At 60.5% G+C, this 17,526-nt stretch carries 15 protein-coding genes; 9 read left to right on the forward strand and 6 right to left on the reverse strand.

The annotated features are described in order from the left end of the window. Positions 1-35 precede the first annotated feature (35 nt). The 5 genes from CFE47_RS01940 to CFE47_RS01960 all read left to right on the forward strand — a co-directional run bounded on the left by CFE47_RS01940 (position 36) and on the right by CFE47_RS01960 (position 5,547). Entirely contained in the window at positions 36-1,010 is a 975-nt protein-coding gene (locus CFE47_RS01940; RefSeq protein WP_286835249.1) for a helix-turn-helix domain-containing protein, read from the forward strand. Positions 1,011-1,044: 34 nt separating this feature from the next. After that, positions 1,045-1,692 carry a transcriptional regulator BetI gene (gene betI / locus CFE47_RS01945; protein ID WP_286835250.1) on the forward strand — a complete coding sequence of 216 codons (648 nt, stop codon included), beginning with the start codon at positions 1,045-1,047 and terminating at the stop codon, positions 1,690-1,692. 208 nt (positions 1,693-1,900) lie between these two features. Continuing rightward, positions 1,901-3,178, forward strand: a complete 1,278-nt coding sequence (locus CFE47_RS01950) for a serine/threonine transporter (protein WP_286835251.1) — start codon at positions 1,901-1,903, stop codon at positions 3,176-3,178. Positions 3,179-3,770: 592 nt separating this feature from the next. Continuing rightward, positions 3,771-3,914, forward strand: coding sequence for a hypothetical protein (locus CFE47_RS01955; RefSeq protein ID WP_286835252.1), 144 nt, complete (start codon positions 3,771-3,773; stop codon positions 3,912-3,914). After that, entirely contained in the window at positions 3,904-5,547 is a 1,644-nt protein-coding gene (locus CFE47_RS01960) for a SulP family inorganic anion transporter (protein ID WP_286835253.1), read from the forward strand. Before CFE47_RS01955 ends, CFE47_RS01960 begins: the two co-directional genes overlap by 11 nt. 48 nt (positions 5,548-5,595) lie before the next feature. On the opposite strand, the gene acnB is transcribed toward CFE47_RS01960, so the two are convergent. Further along, on the reverse strand, positions 5,596-8,205 hold the full coding sequence (gene acnB, locus CFE47_RS01965) for a bifunctional aconitate hydratase 2/2-methylisocitrate dehydratase (RefSeq protein ID WP_185706316.1): 2,610 nt from the start codon (positions 8,203-8,205) through the stop codon (positions 5,596-5,598). 396 nt (positions 8,206-8,601) lie between these two features. On the opposite strand from acnB, the gene CFE47_RS01970 reads away from it, so the two are divergent. Next, positions 8,602-9,072: a DUF1289 domain-containing protein gene (locus tag CFE47_RS01970; RefSeq protein ID WP_286835254.1), complete on the forward strand. Its 471-nt coding sequence runs from the start codon at positions 8,602-8,604 to the stop codon at positions 9,070-9,072. A gap of 124 nt (positions 9,073-9,196) precedes the next feature. On the opposite strand, the gene uspL is transcribed toward CFE47_RS01970, so the two are convergent. Continuing rightward, a complete protein-coding gene (gene uspL, locus CFE47_RS01975) occupies positions 9,197-10,060 on the reverse strand; it encodes a universal stress protein UspL (protein WP_286835255.1) in 864 nt (287 codons plus the stop codon). A 151-nt stretch (positions 10,061-10,211) separates the two neighbouring features. On the opposite strand from uspL, the gene CFE47_RS01980 reads away from it, so the two are divergent. Then, positions 10,212-10,814 (forward strand): MiaE family protein, encoded by a 603-nt coding sequence (locus CFE47_RS01980; protein ID WP_185705605.1) that lies wholly within the window; start codon positions 10,212-10,214, stop codon positions 10,812-10,814. Here CFE47_RS01980 and CFE47_RS01985 read toward each other — a convergent pair. Beyond that, entirely contained in the window at positions 10,770-11,969 is a 1,200-nt protein-coding gene (locus CFE47_RS01985) for an MFS transporter (protein WP_286835256.1), read from the reverse strand. The genes CFE47_RS01980 and CFE47_RS01985 overlap by 45 nt on opposite strands. A gap of 155 nt (positions 11,970-12,124) precedes the next feature. Here CFE47_RS01985 and CFE47_RS01990 point away from each other — a divergent pair, with 155 nt between their 5' ends. Continuing rightward, the gene (locus CFE47_RS01990) at positions 12,125-12,832 is read left to right on the forward strand and encodes a response regulator (RefSeq protein WP_286835257.1); all 708 of its coding nucleotides are present in this window, start codon (positions 12,125-12,127) and stop codon (positions 12,830-12,832) included. Further along, complete coding sequence (locus CFE47_RS01995; RefSeq protein ID WP_286835258.1) at positions 12,833-14,110, forward strand: ATP-binding protein; 1,278 nt, start codon at positions 12,833-12,835, stop codon at positions 14,108-14,110. Between the two features lie 127 nt (positions 14,111-14,237). Here CFE47_RS01995 and CFE47_RS02000 read toward each other — a convergent pair whose 3' ends face one another. The 3 genes from CFE47_RS02000 to CFE47_RS02010 all read right to left on the reverse strand — a co-directional run bounded on the left by CFE47_RS02000 (position 14,238) and on the right by CFE47_RS02010 (position 17,453). Beyond that, complete coding sequence (locus CFE47_RS02000; RefSeq protein ID WP_286835259.1) at positions 14,238-15,029, reverse strand: MipA/OmpV family protein; 792 nt, start codon at positions 15,027-15,029, stop codon at positions 14,238-14,240. Positions 15,030-15,046: 17 nt separating this feature from the next. Continuing rightward, a complete protein-coding gene (locus CFE47_RS02005) occupies positions 15,047-16,870 on the reverse strand; it encodes a serine hydrolase domain-containing protein (RefSeq protein WP_286835260.1) in 1,824 nt (607 codons plus the stop codon). 94 nt (positions 16,871-16,964) lie between these two features. Beyond that, a complete protein-coding gene (locus tag CFE47_RS02010; RefSeq protein ID WP_286835261.1) occupies positions 16,965-17,453 on the reverse strand; it encodes a GFA family protein in 489 nt (162 codons plus the stop codon). Positions 17,454-17,526: the final 73 nt, after the last annotated feature.

Raw genomic sequence — 17,526 nt, forward strand, 5'->3', positions numbered from 1 at the left:
ATGGACGCCAAGGAATGGATTTTTAGGATGGCTCGATGAGTGAAGACAGTTTCGCGTTTCGCCTCAAGGAGCTTCTGGAACACAAGAAGTTGACGCTGCAAGCCGTCGCGGGAGCGCTCGGCGTGTCGCGCACGGCTGTCCATAAGTGGACCCGTGGGGGGGAAATCGACTACGACAACCTGCGCAAATTGTCCGGGCTGTTGGACGTCAACTGGATCTGGCTGCGCTATGGCGCACAGGCCCAGCAAGACGTGCAACACAGCCCGCCGCAAGCGCTGCCCATGACCGAGATGCGCCGCAAGCACACCGCCCAGATCATGGAGAGCGAGGCGCGCATGAAGCTCGCCCAGGAAAACGCACGCATCGTGACCTGGGAGTGGAACCTGCTGACCGACGAGGTCACCTATTCAAGCAACGTGCAGGCCGTCTACGGCTGGCCCGTCAAGCACAACGAAGACTTCTGGAGCCATATTCCGCCCGACGAAGTGCCGGCCTTGCAGGCGGTGTTCGAGCGCTCCATCAGCAGCGGGCAACCCTGTGACACCGACTTTCGCATGCTGACCCCAGAAGGCGAGGTGCGCTGGATCTCATCGCGGGCCACGCCGTTGCTGGACGACGCCGGTCGCGCGCTTAAAATGATCGGCATCAGCATGGACACCACGGCTCGCAAGGTCGCCGAAGACGCTGTGCGCCACAGCGAAGACCGGCTGCGCATGGTGTTTGAGCTGGCGGACGAAGCCATGGCGTTTATCGATGTTAATGGACGTTGGCTGACGGTGAACCCGGCGTTCACGCAGTTGAGCGGGTACGCGATTGACGACCTGATCGGGTCCAACGTGAGCACACTGCTGCAACCTGGCGCGCCGCTATTGGCGTCTATCGTGGCATCGCCGTTGAAGGTGCACGAGCAAGTAGGCCAGTTGCGTCACAAAACCGCTGCGCCCGTGCCGGTCCGTCTCAAGGCCCGGCTGCACCTTGAGCAGATTGTCATGGTTCTTGCCGCCGTTTGATGGCGATTAATGTTGCGTAAACACAGGTTGATGTATGAGCACTGAGTCAGAAGGGATTGCCGTCAAGAAACGCCGCACCCGTATCGAGCCCGAAATGCGCCGCAAGGCGATCATCGAGGCGACGATGCAATGCATCACCCGCTACGGCCACAGTGGTAGCACCCTGGAGCGGATCTGCGCGCAGGCTGGAGTGTCGATCGGCCTGATCGGGCATCACTTTTCCAGCAAGGAAGAGTTGATGCTGTCGACCTATCAGGAGTTGACCGACCAACTGCGCGAAGAAACCCGCAAATACCTGGAAGCCCAGGGTGGCACCCCAGAAGACCGCTTGCTGGCGATCATTCGTTCGTCGTTTCGCGGGCAGATTTTCAACGAGTTCATCCTCACCACGTGGTTGGGCTTCTGGGGCGCAGCGGTGTCCTCCGAGCAGCTTCGTGCACTGAACAAAAAGCTCTACGCCGATTACCGCAAGGAGCTGGAGTCGGTGTTCAAGGCCATCGCCCAGCAAAACCGCACGCAAATCGACGCCAAGGCCGCCGCCCTGACCATTACCGCGTTGATCGATGGTTTCTGGTTGGAATGGGCCCTGGACCATAAGGCCTTCAGTCCAAAAAAGGCCGAGAAGTGCTGTATCACCACGGCCCAGATGTTCGTGAAGAGTGCAGAGCCGCTTCAATCCTGACGGCCGGCACGGCCTGCAATCGCGCGAAATCAATAGGATTTCGCCGCCTCGGGGCCTGCCAGGACAACTGTTCCGATAAACCGTTCCTCAGCTAAGTCTTTGCTTATTCACAAGAATCCCGGACAATCGCGCCCCTTCTATGGCTGGGGCGCTGCCTGTCAGGTTTTTCTGACTCGTCCCGGCCGTGTAAATGCGGAGATCCGACCGGATGAATGATCAGGCCAATAGCGTCGACGAACGCTATGCAACGACACCTGCAACTCTCACAAGCTGGAGCCGCCAGGACACCACCTGGATGCTTGGCCTGTTTGGCACCGCTATCGGCGCCGGTACCTTGTTCCTGCCGATCAACGCAGGCTTGGGTGGCTTTTGGCCGCTGCTGATCCTGGCAGTACTGGCCTTCCCGATGACGTTCTTCGCTCACCGAGGCCTGACCCGCTTCGTCCTTTCCGGTCGTGAAGGCTCCGACATCACCGACGTGGTCGAAGAGCACTTCGGCATCAAGGCTGGCGCGCTGATCACCTTGCTGTACTTCTTCGCGATCTTCCCGATCCTGCTGATCTATAGCGTGGCCCTGACCAACACGGTCAGCAGCTTCATGGAACACCAACTGCACATCATGCCGCCGCCACGGGCGATCCTGGCGTTTGTGCTGATCCTCGGCCTGCTGGCCGTGGTGCGTTGCGGTGAGCAGGTGATCGTCAAGGCCATGAGCCTGATGGTGTACCCGTTTATCGTCGCGTTGCTGTTCCTGGCCGTGTACCTGATCCCGCATTGGAACGGCGGCATCCTCAGCACCGCCAGCGTGGTCCCTGAGCCGTCCGCGTTGCTCAGCACCTTGTGGCTGGCGATTCCGGTGATGGTGTTCTCGTTCAACCATTCGCCGATCATCTCGGCCTTTGCCGTTGACCAAAAGCGCCAGTACGGCGCGCACGCCGATGAGCGCAGCTCGCAGATCCTGTCCCGCGCGCACCTGCTGATGGTGGCGATGGTGCTGTTCTTCGTGTTCAGCTGTGTGCTGACCCTGTCGCCGGCACAACTGGCCGAAGCGAAGGCGCAGAACCTGTCGATCCTGTCGTACCTGGCCAACCATTTCGATAATCCGACCATCGCGTTTGCCGCGCCGTTGATTGCGTTTGTGGCGATTGCCAAGTCGTTCCTTGGCCATTACATCGGTGCCAGCGAAGGCCTCAAGGGCCTGGTGGTCAAGACGGGTCGCCGCCCTGCGCCGAAGACCCTGGACCGCATGACTGCTGCATTCATGCTGGTGGTGTGCTGGATCGTTGCCACGCTGAATCCGAGCATCCTCGGCATGATTGAGACCCTGGGTGGTCCGGTGATCGCGTCGATTCTGTTCCTGATGCCGATGTACGCGATCCGTAAGGTTCCGGCGATGGCCAAGTATCGGGGGCAGGCGTCCAATGTGTTTGTCACGGCGGTGGGGCTGGTGGCGATTACTGCGTTGATTTATTCGCTGTTGTCCTGATAACGGGCGGTAACGATGGAGGCCGATTCGCGTACAGCGAGTCGGCCTTTTTTTGTGGGAGCGGGCTTGCTCGCGAAGGCGGCCTATCAGGCGATTCAGTTTTATTGGATGTACACGGTTCTAATGTGGGAGCTGGCTTGCCTGCGATAGCGGCCTGTCGGTGTACATATCCGTTGCTGCGGTAACGGCGGCTTAGGGTTCCGCTCTTACAGCGGCTCACTTTTGGAAAAGAGCCCCAAAAGTAAGCAAAAGGGCTCTTGCCCCAACACTCGGCACCTCGCCTAGGCTCGGTGTGCCCGTAATCCGACATGGATTTGGGGGGTCGCCGCCACGCGCCATCCATGGCGCGGGGCGGCTAAACCGGCATCCCTGCCGGTTTACCCCCCAAATCCATGTCGAATTCCGGCCAGCGTGTTTAACGGGGCGCCTTAGATCAAGATCAAAAGCCAGAGCCAGAGCCAGAGCCAGAGCCAGAGCCAGAGCAGAAGCCTCCGTTTTCGGTAGGCTCTGCCGAGGCCAGAAGTTATGTCGATCCTGCGCTGCAATGAGGGCTAAGCTTGTCGGCTGACTGCTGCTCTTTTTGGAGGTATCTATGGCTCGGCCCCGTCCGCAGCTGGTGACTGGCAAGCTGGAAAAACTGCACCCCACTCACCTGACGGACGGCATGGCCATGACCCTGGCACGCAGTCAGGACGCGCGTTATTTACCGGGATGGGTTGGGCCGATTGAAAACTGAATCCATTCCCTCGGTCATTCCGCCACCCAACCGCACTCAGGACATACTCGCCGGGCTGTCGATTGCCGGTCTGCTGCTGCCGGAGGCGGTGGCGTATTCCAGCATTGCCGCGCTGCCGCCGCAGGCCGGGGTGATTGCCTTGTTTGCGGGGCTCGTGTGTTACGGCCTGTTCGGCACCAGCCGGTTTGCGATTGTCTCGGCCACGTCGTCCTCGGCGGCGGTGTTGGCTGCGGCAACCGCGAGCCTGGCGGGGGATGATCCGTCGCTGAGGCTGTCGCTGGCATTCGGGCTGGTGCTGGTCACCGGTGTGTTTTTTCTGTTGGCCGGGTTGTTCAAGTTGGGTGGCGTTACCTCGTTTATTGCCAAGCCGGTGTTGCGTGGGTTTGCCTTTGGCCTGGCGCTGACGATCATTCTCAAGCAACTCGCCAGCGTGGTGGGCGTGCACCTGACCGACAACAACCTGATCCGCTTCCTGCCGCAATTGCTCGAACAGTTACCGCACTGGAACTGGCCCGCCGCGCTGGTGGCCGCTGCTGCGTTGGCGGTGTTGTGGCTGTGCGCGCGAATACCGCGTTTGCCAGGCGGGCTGCTGGTGGTGTTGTTGGGGATCGTTGGCGGGCAGTTCCTGAACCTGGAGGCCCATGGCGTGGCCTTGATCGGCATGATCGACCTGCGCCTGGAGCTTGGGCATTTCCCGGTGCTGCCGTTTGCCGACTGGTTGCGCCTGGGAGAGCTGGCGTTTGCTCTGGTGATGATCCTGTACGCGGAGTCCTACGGCTCGATCAGCTCGTTCGCGCTCAAGCACGGCGACCGTGTGTCGTCTAATCGAGACCTGCTGGCATTGGGTGCGGCCAACCTTGTCTCGGGGCTGTTCCACGGCATGCCGGCCGGTGCCGGGTATTCGGCGACGTCGGCCAATGAGGCGGCCGGTGCGGGGTCACGGTTGGCCGGCATCGTGGCAGCACTGGTGGTGCTGGTGATCGTATTGACGGTGTTGCCATACGTCGCACTGACCCCAGAGCCGGTTCTCGCGGCCATCGTTATCTATGCGCTGGGGCGCGGCCTGAGCCTGCAGCCCCTCGGGCGTTACTTCCTGTGGCGGCGTGACCGCTTGCTGGTGATCTGCGCGGTAGCGGCAGTGTTGGTGTTGGGTGTGCTGGACGGCTTGTTGTTGGCGGTGGCCATCAGCGTGCTGTTGATGCTGCGTCAGATGTCTTCTGCGGATATCCAAGTGCTCGGCCGCTTGGGCGACAGCCATGACTTTGTTGATCGCCAGCATCATGCCGATACGGTGGACGTGCCCGGTGTGCTGATCGTGCGGCCCAGCGAGGCACTGTTTTTTGCGAATGCCGAACGCATCCTCGGTGCGGCCTTGCGCTTGATGCGCCAGTCGCCGGTGGATGCGGTGGTGTTGAGCCTGGAAGAGTCGCCCGACCTGGATGGCACCAGCATCGAAGCGCTGGCAGCGTTTTTTGCGCAGGTGCGCGGGGAGGGCAAGCGCCTGGTGCTGGCCCGTGTGCGGCATGCGGCCCTTGAGGTATTGCAGGCGTTGCCCGAGGCGCAGGCGCCGCAGGTGCTGCTCAGTGCCTTGAGCGTGGACGGCGCGGTGCAACTGGCCAAATCCCAGGCATAAAAAAACGCCGCGTACCTTGCGATACGCGGCGTTCGTTACATCAACACCTTAGGCTTGAATCACCGGGATGTTGGCGCTTGCTGCGATTTTGCGGAACTCGGCGATCTGGTCGAAGTTCAGGTAGCGGTAGACGTCACTGGCCATGGTGTCCAGTTTCGCTGCGTAACCCATGTACTCTTCGACAGTCGGCAGGCGACCCAAAGTGGAAGCGACTGCCGCCAACTCGGCCGAGGCCAGGTAGACGTTCGCGCCGTCACCCAGACGGTTCGGGAAGTTACGGGTCGAAGTCGACACAACAGTCGAGTTCGGCTCTACACGTGCCTGGTTACCCATGCACAGCGAGCAGCCCGGCATTTCCATGCGTGCGCCAGCCTTGCCGTAGATGCCGTAGTAGCCTTCTTCGGTCAGTTGGTGAGCGTCCATCTTGGTCGGCGGCGACAGCCACAGACGAGTTGGCAGCTGACCCTTGACCTGTTCCAGCAGCTTACCGGCAGCGCGGAAGTGACCGATGTTGGTCATGCACGAACCGATGAACACTTCGTCGATCTTCTCGCCGGCAACGCTCGACAGCAGACGAGCGTCGTCTGGGTCGTTTGGTGCGCAGAGGATTGGCTCGTTGATTTCCGACAGGTCGATCTCGATGATTTCAGCGTATTCCGCGTCGGCATCGGCAACCATCAGTTCAGGGTTGGCAACCCAGGCTTCCATCGCTTGGGCGCGACGTTCCAGGGTACGCGCGTCGCCGTAGCCTTCACCGATCATCCAGCGCAGCAGGGTGATGTTGGAGTTCAGGTACTCGGTAACGGACGCTTCCGAGAGCTTGATGGTGCAACCGGCAGCCGAACGTTCAGCCGAGGCGTCGGACAGCTCGAAAGCTTGCTCCAGCGTCAGGTCGTTCAGGCCTTCGATTTCCAGGATGCGGCCGGAGAAGGCGTTCTTCTTGCCTTTCTTCTCTACGGTCAGCAGACCCGACTGGATCGCGTAGTAAGGAATGGCATGAACCAGGTCACGCAGGGTGATGCCAGGTTTCATCTTGCCTTTGAAGCGCACCAGGATCGATTCCGGCATGTCCAGTGGCATTACGCCAGTGGCTGCGGCGAACGCGACCAGGCCAGAACCGGCCGGGAACGAGATGCCCATCGGGAAACGGGTGTGGGAGTCACCACCGGTACCGACGGTGTCCGGCAGCAGCATGCGGTTCAGCCAGCTGTGGATGATGCCGTCGCCTGGACGCAGCGATACACCGCCACGGGTCATGATGAAGTCAGGCAGGGTGTGGTGGGTGGTCACGTCGATCGGCTTTGGATACGCCGCAGTGTGGCAGAAGGACTGCATCACCAGGTCGGTCGAGAAGCCCAGGCACGCCAGGTCTTTCAGTTCATCACGGGTCATAGGACCGGTGGTGTCCTGGGAACCCACGGTGGTCATCTTAGGCTCGCAGTAGGTGCCTGGACGAACGCCTTTGCCTTCTGGCAGGCCGCACGCCTTGCCAACCATTTTCTGCGCCAGGGTGTAGCCCTTGCCGGTGTCGACAGGTGCTTCTGGCAACTTGAACAGGTCGGTAGGGCCCAGGCCCAGTTCGGCACGGGCCTTGTCGGTCAGGCCGCGACCGATGATCAGCGGGATACGGCCGCCAGCACGAACTTCGTCCAACAGGACCGGGGTCTTCATTTCGAAGGTGGTCAGGACTTCGTCGGTGCCGTGTTTGCAGACTTTGCCAGCATGCGGGTACAGGTCGATCACGTCGCCCATGTTCATGTTGGTGACGTCGAATTCGATTGGCAGTGCGCCAGCATCTTCCATGGTGTTGTAGAAGATTGGAGCGATCTTGCTGCCGAAGCAGAAGCCGCCAGCGCGCTTGTTCGGCACGTATGGAACGTCGTCGCCGAAGAACCACAGTACGGAGTTGGTCGCCGACTTACGGGACGAACCGGTACCGACCACGTCACCCACGTAGGCGATCGGGAAGCCTTGGCCGCGCATCTCTTCGATCTGCTTCATCGGGCCGGTCTTGCCTTGCTCGTCCGGCACGATGCCTTCGCGAGCCATTTTCAGCATGGCCAGGGCGTGCAGCGGGATGTCAGGACGGGACCAGGCATCTGGTGCAGGGGAGAGGTCGTCGGTGTTGGTTTCGCCGGTGACCTTGAACACGCGCAGGCTGATCTTGTCGGCCAGGGTAGGGCGGTTCTTGAACCACTCGCCGTCGGCCCAGGACTGGATCACGGCTTTGGCGTGTTCGTTGCCGTTCTTGGCTTTTTCAGCCACGTCGTGGAACGCATCGAACATCAGCAGGGTGTGCTTGAGCTGAGCAGCGGCAACCGGTGCCAGCTCTGCGTCGTCCAGCAGCTCGACCAGGGTCACGATGTTGTAGCCGCCTTGCATGGTGCCGAGCAGTTCAACAGCGCGTTTTTTGTCGATCAGGGGGGAAGTGGCTTCGCCCTTGGCCAGGGCAGACAGGAAACCGGCCTTGACGTAGGCAGCTTCGTCAACGCCTGGTGGAATGCGGTTGGTGATCAGGTCAACGAGGAATTCTTCTTCGCCAGCCGGAGGATTTTTCAGCAGCTCGACCAGGCCTGCGGTTTGTTCGGCGTTAAGCGGCTGGGGAACGATACCCAGGGCTGCACGCTCTTCGATATGTTTGCGGTAGGCTTCAAGCACAGTTATTACCCTCATCAGTGGTCCCACGGGACGCTCATCCAGAAATGAACGGCACGCATGCGCTCGGGGGCTTTTTGGGCCGCAAAGCCAGCGCTGCCGGCATTCCTCACAGAAGCTGCTTTCAAAGTTTTACGCCTGCAGAACGGAGCTGATGAGGGTTGGCGAGGGTTTTGACCTACCGGGTCAACACCATCGCCAACACCGTTCTGAAGGAACGACTGTGCTCGTGACGCTTTGAAAACAGCTTCCAGCGGATTATTGGCGCCTTACAAGGCCGGATGATTCTACGGCAAAAAATTTCTAAAGGTAAGTTGCCTAACCAAGTTTGCAGGGTGATGAAGGTTAGACAAAGGGCTAACATGGCGCATTGTTTCGCTGATTTGCGTGTCGCTGCCCATGTCCAACCAAACCATCAAGACCCCCTGCGTAGGCCTGTGCTCCACGGTTTACGGCGATCTCGTGTGCCGTGGCTGCAAGCGTTTCCACCACGAAGTGATCCAGTGGAACGGCTACAACGAAGAAGAAAAACGTGCGGTCTGGCTGCGCCTGGAGCAGCTGTTGGTGCAGGTGATGGCCGGTAAAGTGGAGGTTTTCGACCCCAAGACCCTGCGCGGGCAGCTGGAGCAGCGCAAGATTCGCTTCGTGCCGCACCAGTCCGAGTACTGCTGGGCCTATCAGTTGATCGCGCGGGGCGCGCGAGTGATCTCTAATCTGGAAGCGTATGGCATGGTGCTGTTGCCGGAGTTTCGTGAGTGGGCGCTGCCAGATTTGCGTGATGCGATTGATCGGGAGTTCTTTATCTTGTCCGAGGCGCATTACCAGCGCTACATCGCGCCGGGGTTTCTAAAGGATGCATTTGGTGCCTGACACCGCGCGGAGCAAATGTGGGAGCGGGGTTGCTCGCGAATGCGGTGTGTCAGTCTCCAGATACGTTGACTGAACCACCGCATTCGCGAGCAAGCCCGCTCCCACATTTTGATCTCCATCACTTTCAGGGTTTGTTCGCCAGCTCTTCCAAGTGATCCATCAACGCCTGAGGCTTAAGCACCAACACATCACTCTCCACCGCATCCAGTACCACTTCCGCCGTATTGCCGATCAACGCCCCGGAAATCCCGGTACGCGCGACCGTGCCGATAATGGTCACCGCCGCCTCCAGCTGGTGCACCGTATGCGGGATCAATACGTCCGCCGGGCCTTCCATGATGTGCAGGTGCGAGTCGTCCACATCGAATTCCGCCTGGAACGCCTGGCACTGCTCGCGATAACGCGCCTCGATGGTCTCCTTGAGCTGAAAGGTCGGGTCCGCCGCCGACAGCATCGGCGACGGATGGGCGCTGATCACATGCAGTTGCGCCTTGGCCAGGCTGGCAATGTCAAAGCCATGGTCGATGATCGAGTTGTGCAGCGACCGGTGGTCACTGTCGCTGTTCCCCACGTCGATGGCGGCCAGGATCACTCGGCCGGCCCATGGGGTGGAGGTCTTGACCAGCAGCACCGCCGTCGGGCAGTAGCGCAACAGCTTCCAGTCCGCCGGGGTCAGCAGGGCTTTTTTCAGCGGGCTGTCGGGGAAATGCTGTTTGATCACCAGGCCACAGCCCTCGGCCTGCTGCACATCGATGATGGTTTCATGCAGGCTGTCATTCCAGGCCTGCTCGGTGGTCACGCTGTAGCCGTCCTCCTGCAAGCCTGCCTTGAGCAGGCTCAACAGCGCTGAGTGCTCATGTTTCTTGTCGCACACCAGCAAATGCAGGTGCGCGCCCGTGACCCCGGCGATCAGCTTGGCGCGCTTGAGGGCCAGGCTTTCCGAATGCTCGGGCTCGATGACCACCAGGATGCTGCGGATAGCTTGCATAGTCGGGATCTCCAGGAAGTAGGGGCATTGAACAACTATAGTTGCTGCCCGCCAGACGGCATGTTGATGCACATCAAGGCCGGTGGCTGGTGGTCTGCGGCGCGGTCGGTATAATCGGCGCCCTTTTGTGATTCTTTTGCCCGTGAGCCCGATGAACCTGCCAGAAATCCACGAATTCCTCGGTTGCCGCACCCCTGACGCCTGGGTCCAGGCCGCGCTGGCCGATCAGGACACCCTGCTGATCGACCACAAGAACTGTGAATTCAAAGCCGCCAGCACCGCCTTGAGCCTGATCGCCAAGTACTACAGCCACGTTGACCTGATCAATATGATGTCGCGCCTGGCCCGTGAAGAACTGGTGCACCACGAACAAGTCATGCGCCTGATGAAAAAGCGCAAGGTTGAGCTGCGCCAACTGAACGCCGGGCGTTACGCCTCGGGTTTGCGCAAAGTGGTGCGCACCCATGAGCCGGTCAAGCTGGTGGATACGCTGGTAGTGGGCGCGTTTATCGAAGCGCGCAGTTGCGAGCGTTTCGAAGCGCTGGTGCCGCATTTGGACGAAGAACTCGGCAAGTTCTACTTTGGCCTGCTTAAAAGCGAGGCGCGGCACTATCAGGGGTACTTGAAGCTGGCCTACCAGTACGGTGACGCCAAAGACATCGCCCAAGTGATCGAGCGGGTGAGGGCGGCCGAGCAGGAACTGATCGAGTCACCCGACGTCGAGTTCCGCTTTCACAGTGGCGTGCCAGCCTGACGCCACGGCCACGCCGATCAACGCGGTGATCCCGGTCAGCAGCAGGATCACCGTTTGCGTGCCCAATGGCGCGGCCAGCACTGCAATCACCAGGCCTGCCAGCGGTTGCGGCAAGTTGTTGAGCAGCGTGATCACGCCCACCGTCTTGCCGAAGTCCTGCACCGGGATCACCTTCTGACGCACGCTGCGCATGTACACGCTGTACATCTTGTCGAAGCCGATCACCAGCAGGAAACCCAGCGCGTAAACCCACAGGTTGGTGCTGATCGCCATGATCAGCGCGCCGACGGCAATCAACCCATAAGATACGCCACCGAGCAGCTTCAACGGCAGGGTGGCACGGGACAGGTAAAACAGAATCACGATGGTCACCAGCGCGCCCGCCGCTTGCAGCAAGGCGTAGGCATCCTTGCCCGCGCTGAACTGGCCGATGACCAGGGCGGCGGAGGTCGCCAGGGTGACACCGATGATCAGGTTCACGCCCACTGTCAGCGCAATCAAGCGTTTCAACCCGGCCAGGTTGCGAATGTGTCCGAACGCGACCCGCAACGGCTGCAGCCAGATATCCCGATGTTGCTCAAACACCTCCAGGTTGACCGTGCAGGTGCGCTGCCATACCCGCATCGCCAGGTCGGCCAGCACAAACAGCCCGGCCACCCCCACGACCACCCAATGCCACGGCCACACTTCCAGTATCAGTGCCGCCGCCAGCGGGCCCAGCACCAAGCCGCTCTGGTCGGCAATCTGCGAATAGGACAAGGTCTTGGCATAGCTGTACTGCTGAAAGACATGCGGCATCAGCACTTCGCGGGCCATGATGCCCTGGGTAGTCAAGACCCCGCACAGCGCCGAGAGCAGCACGATCCAGTAGACCCCGTCGAACACGCCGTACAGCAACACCGCGATCACACAAGCCAGTGCACGGTAGACCTGGCTGATGTGCAGCACGCGCACCGCAGGGTACTTGTCGCACAATGCGCCGCACACCGGGAACGCCAGGAAGCGTGGCAGCGACTCGACAAAAAAAGCCAAACCGGCCCAGGAAACACTCTGGGTGGTCTGAAACACGATCAGCGGTACGATAAACAGCAGGATCTGATCCGCCAGCCGTGACAGGAACAGCGAAACGAAGAACGCCAGGTAATCCTTGCGCATACAACTCCCTGTGAATGGCGTTAAAATTGCAGGCTAATTGTTAAAAACTCTTAAAAGCATGAAGCTTCGTCGTGCCGTATCGGCAGACCGCGTCTGCTATCAGCTTGCCACCTATAATGCCCACACTTCAATTCATGCATCCACACTGAGAAATTATGGAAAACCTGGGTCTGGGCAAGGTCTTGCTCGTCGAGGACGACGAAAAGCTGGCAGGGCTGATCGCGCACTTTTTGTCACAACACGGTTTCGAGGTGAGGGTGGTGCACCGGGGCGACGAAGCCTTGGCCGCGTTTCTCGACTTCAAGCCAAAAATCGTCGTGCTCGACCTGATGTTGCCCGGTCAGAGCGGCCTGCATGTGTGCCGCGAAATTCGTAACGTGTCCGACACCCCCATTGTGATTCTCACTGCCAAGGAAGATGACCTCGACCACATCCTGGGCCTGGAGTCGGGTGCCGACGACTATGTGATCAAACCCATCAAGCCGCCGGTACTGCTCGCACGTCTGCGCGCCTTGCAACGCCGCCAGGTGCCCGAGCCGACCGTGCGCGGCTCGCTGGAATTTGGCCGGTTGTCGATAGATCGCAGTTGCCGCGTGGTGAGCCTGGGCGGTGAAAAAATCGACCTCACCACCATGGAGTTCGAACTGCTGTGGTTGCTGGCCAGCAGTTCGGGAAAAATCCTCTCCCGCGACGATATCCTCAATCGCATGCGCGGCATTGCGTTTGATGGCCTCAACCGCAGCGTCGACGTGTATATCAGCAAGCTGCGCGGCAAGCTCAACGACAATCCTCGTGAGCCGGTGTGCATCAAGACCATCTGGGGCAAAGGCTACCTGTTTAATCCGTTTGCGTGGGAGGTCTAGATGCTGCGGTTATTTTTGCGCCTGTATGTGATCCTGGCGCTGGGTTTGGCGGGCGCGATCTGGCTGGTCAACTACACCTTTGACGAACTGCTCCCCGAGGCCAACGAAGTCTATAACCGCGAAGCGGTGCGCGGCCCGGCCTATGGTCTGGTTGAGCAATTGCGCCCGTTGCAGGGGGAGGCGCGCGCCGCACGCCTGGCCGAGTTGCAACCCCATTACGGCTTGCGCTTGCAGTTGGTACAGCGTGACGCACTGGCGTTGAGCCCGCGTGAGCAAAAACTCCTGGCAGACGGCCAACTGGTGGTGCGAGGCGACTTCATGGAGTTCCTGGCCACCATCGATGATGGCCCGCAACTGCTGGAAATCAAACTCCCGGAAGAACCCAAGTGGCTGTACTTGTGGGCCTACGGGTTTCTCGGTGTGAGCTTGGCTATCGTCCTGTATTTCTGGGTGCGCCCGCATTGGCGCGACCTGGAACATATCCGCCTGGCCGCGCAACGCTTTGGCGACAACGATCTCGGTTCACGCATCCTGTTGCCACGCCGCTCCACCGTGCGTGAATTGGCCGGGCACTTCAACCAGATGGCTGAGCGCATCGAAAGCCTGATCGCCAACCAGCGCGAATTGACCAACGCCGTCTCCCACGAACTGCGCACGCCGATTGCGCGTTTGTCGTTTGAGCTCGACCAGCTCAAGCAACAGGCTGACCCACGCCAAAGCCGCGAGCTGATTTCCGATATGTACGCCGACCTCGGCGAGCTGGAAGAAATGGTTTCCGAACTGCTGACTTACGCCAGCCTGGAGCGCGGCGCGACCCAGGTGACCCGGGAAAGTATCGAGGCCCACAGCTGGCTCGACAGCGTGATCGGCAGTGTGGCGCTGGAAGCCGAGGCCGCCGGCGTGCAGTTGTCGTTGCGCACTTGCGAGGTCGATTTTATCCAGATCGAACCCCGTTTCATGGCGCGCGCCGTCATCAACCTGCTGCGCAATGCCATCCGTTACGCCGAACGCCGTGTGGAAGTGTCGCTGGTCAAATTCGGCAGCGGCTACGAAGTGCGGGTCAATGATGATGGCCCTGGCGTACCGTTGGACGGCCGGGCAAAGATCTTCGAGCCCTTCATGCGCCTGGATGCCAGCCGTGATCGCCGCACAGGCGGTTTTGGCCTGGGCCTGGCGCTGGTGCAGCGCGTCAGTCAGTGGCATGGCGGGCAAGTGGAAGTGTTGGATTCGGAGTGGGGCGGGGCGTCGTTTCGCATGACGTGGGCGTATGCCGAATAACTCGCTCGAAGGTGGTCAGTTCAAAGTGTGGGAGCTGGCTTGCCTGCGATTGCGGTGGATTAGTCAATGCATATGTTGACAGATACACCGCAATCGTAGGCAAGCCAGCTCCCACAGGGTTACCAGATTAGAACGTGTACTCCACCATTCCCATCACCGACGTCTGCAACCGTCGCTCTACAATCGGGCTCTTGCCTGCTTCGTCCGCCAGGTACTGCACATCCAGCAAGGTCGAGAACTGGGTGTGTTCGCTGATCGGCAGGCTCCACACCAGGTTCATGCCATTGCTGATGTTGCCGGCACCGGCCTTGTATTCCTTGAAGCGGCTTTGCGCGGCCTGGCCGGTGGTAACGCCGTACCAGGTCTGCAGGTAGTTGCGGTCGCCAAAATGGCTGGTGAGGCTGGCGTCGATGGACCCGTAGTTGCCTTCATACAGGTTAGTGCCCAGGCTCAGTTCGACGTGGGTAAACGCCTTGCCGTTTTCCTTATGGTCATCGTCCTTGAGGGCGTGTTCCAGGGTTGCGCCGACAATCACCCCACCCAAGTTGTAACTGGCATTGACGCCTACCTGTCCGCGCGCCTTGATCTCGCCCATGCCCTTGAGGCGTTTTGAGCCGGCATGCATGCTTTCATTTTTATCCTTGCGTGAACCGCTTACGCCCACGTAGGTGCTGAAGCTCAGCGCGTCGCCTTCGTAGCCCCAGCCGAGTCCTTTGCTGGAGTCGAGGAAAATCCCCCAGGGGCTGACAATTTTGCCGCCCAGCAATGGTGCGGTCATGCGTTCGTCGCTACCGCTGTAGCGCGGTGCGTTGCCGACACCGGCCTTGAGGCTGTACTGCCAGTCTTCGGCCAGTGCGCGTTCGGCACTGGCCAGCAGGCACAGCGAGGTGAGCGACAGGCAAAGGTTTCTAGAGCGCATAAAGGTGTTCGTCCATTTTAAAAAAACAAAGGTTTGTGGGGGGATTGCGTACGTTTGAAGGAATAGCCGGAGGCACTGAGCCCATTGACCTGCCGGCTCACGGTGTCGCCCAGGCCATAGCCGTTGCCGGCGAGCACCGCATGAGCGTTATCGATAGGCAGCAAGATGTAGTCGGTCAGCGGCTCATCGTGCAGTTGGCCGCGAATCATCAGGAAGCCGTCCTCCAGGCGCACACTGATGCCGCTCAGCGGCGCATCGGGTTCATGGGTGTTGAGCACTTGATAGGTGCCGATGGTGTCTGCCCAGGCCAGCGGCAGGGTCGGCGGTTCCACGCGTTCGCCAATGGCGATGCGCTGGCCATGGCTGCGGGCGGTGAGCATTTGTCGGCCGTGTACGGTGACCACGTCCAGTTGCACACGGCCCAGTTCGCCGAGGTCCTTGAGCCAGAAGCCGAAGATTTTTTTCTGCGCGCGCAGCCAGCCTTGGTCGTCGCGCAGCAATTGGAATTGAAGGCCGGCCAACTCGCCGGATAACCGATCGTTTTCATCCTTGATGCGGAACACGCCCCACGCGGTGGCGTAAAAACCAGAGAGGCGCCGGCGGTCGATCGCAGCGGGCACATGGCGCAGCTTCAGGCCCAGGCTCGGCGCCTGGCAGTCGTCGGCGCACACCTGCTCGCCGGTTTGTGCCTGGAGCATCAGGCGCAGGGCGTCGGTGGACAGCGAGACCACCAGGTCTTCGGCGTTGCTGTCGTTGGCCATGATGATCACGGCCAGTTGTTGGTCAGGCAGTACAGTCAGCTGCGCTGCAAAATCATCGCCACCGCCGCTGTGTTGGTAGGTGCGAATTCCGGGACCGATCGGCTCGTCGCCACAGGGTGCCAGAAACCAGGCCAGGCCTATCTGGCAGTCGAAGTCCAGGGCGTTACCGGTGTTTTGCTGGGTGAACATGTCCTCGATCAACGGGTTACCCAGCACCCGATTGCCCTTGTAGACCCCGTGGGCGAAGAGCATCTGCACGTAGCGGCTGAGGTCTCTTGGGCTCGTCCACAAACCACTGGCGGCGAGGTCACGCACCTGCGCGTCGGTACTGGCAGCGCCGTCTTCGTAGCCCGTGGCGCGGTAGCCCAGTTCGCTGCTTGTGCCAACAAAGCTCGATTGGGTCATTTCCAGTGGTTGCAGCAGGCTGCGTTGCATCTGGGCTTCGAAGTTTCTTCCGGTGGTGCGCTCAATCGCTGCGCCGACCAAGGCATAGCCCAGGTTGGAGTAAGCCACCTGGCTGCCGGGCGCGGTGCTTAGCCAGACGCCCGATACACGCGTCGGCATCTGGCCCATGGCAAAGGTGCTGCGCAGGTCGCGCAGGTGTTCGCTGGGCAAGCCCGATTGATGGCTGAGCAGCCGGCGCAACGTGATATCGCCGTCGGCAGTTGCCTGGTCACTGTGGAAGCGCGAGCGCACGTAGAACTCGCGCAGCGTGTATTGGATCGGGGCATCCAGTGCCAGGTCGTGGTCTTCCACCCGTTGCAGCGCCGCCGTGGCGGTCAGCAGCTTGGTGATGCCGCCGGCGCGAAACGCTGTGTTGGGCGTTACCGGCACGCCATGGGCCTTGTCGGCCAGACCGAAGCCTTGGGCCCAGATCAGTTCCTGGCCGTTGACCAAGGCAATGGAAAGCCCGGCGACATTTTGCCGTGCGATCTCCTGGGGAATACGCGCCTGCAGGTAACGGATGATCGCGCCGTAATCACCCTTGGAAATCGGCGGCGGGGCAGACGGTTGAACATGGCAACCGATGCTGCCCAGCAGGCAACCCACTAGCGGAATACCGCGCAATGTACGAAACATGAAGAGCACCCGGAAGGCGATTTGGATGCTCAAATGTTAGGGATGGGGGCCCTGGGGGTCTTTGACAGCTTTGTCGGGAAACTGTCAAAGACTGTTAACGGCTGAGGCCCAGCCGCGTATGCCACTGGGCGATGGACTCCTCGGGGTATTCGTCGAACTGCAAATCGCCTTTGCGTACGCTGACCTCAACCCATGGCGCCTTGGAACCGAGCATCAAGTGCGTGTGCTCCGGCGGCACCGGCAACGGCGTGTCAATGGCCGAGGCGAACGGGTGAATCAGCTCCGGCCACTCCGGGCTGAACAACCACAAGGCGCTGCCGCACTGGGCGCAGAAGTGTCGCTCGGCGGTGCTGGCGTGGGCTCGGCTGGCGCCGTCCGGCTTGAGCCGGGCGTGGTAGATCGAAATCTGTTTGCGCCCACGCACCTTCAAGCTGGCAGTGTCGCCGGCCAGGTTGATCGCATAACCACCCCCGCCCTGAGTCTTGCGGCAGATGGAGCAGTAGCAGCGTTGGTAGGGATAGGGGTGGGCGCTGGTCAGGCTGAATGTGACGGCGCCGCAGTGGCAGGATCCTTCTAAGTGCATGGCAGTCTCCTCTGGCAAGGTGACTGTTGAGCTTAGGCGCTATCGGGCATCAAGGTGGTCATCAAAGCGGGGC

It is taken from the genome of Pseudomonas sp. PGPPP1, from assembly GCF_002255865.1.
Lineage (GTDB): Bacteria > Pseudomonadota > Gammaproteobacteria > Pseudomonadales > Pseudomonadaceae > Aquipseudomonas > Aquipseudomonas cremoris.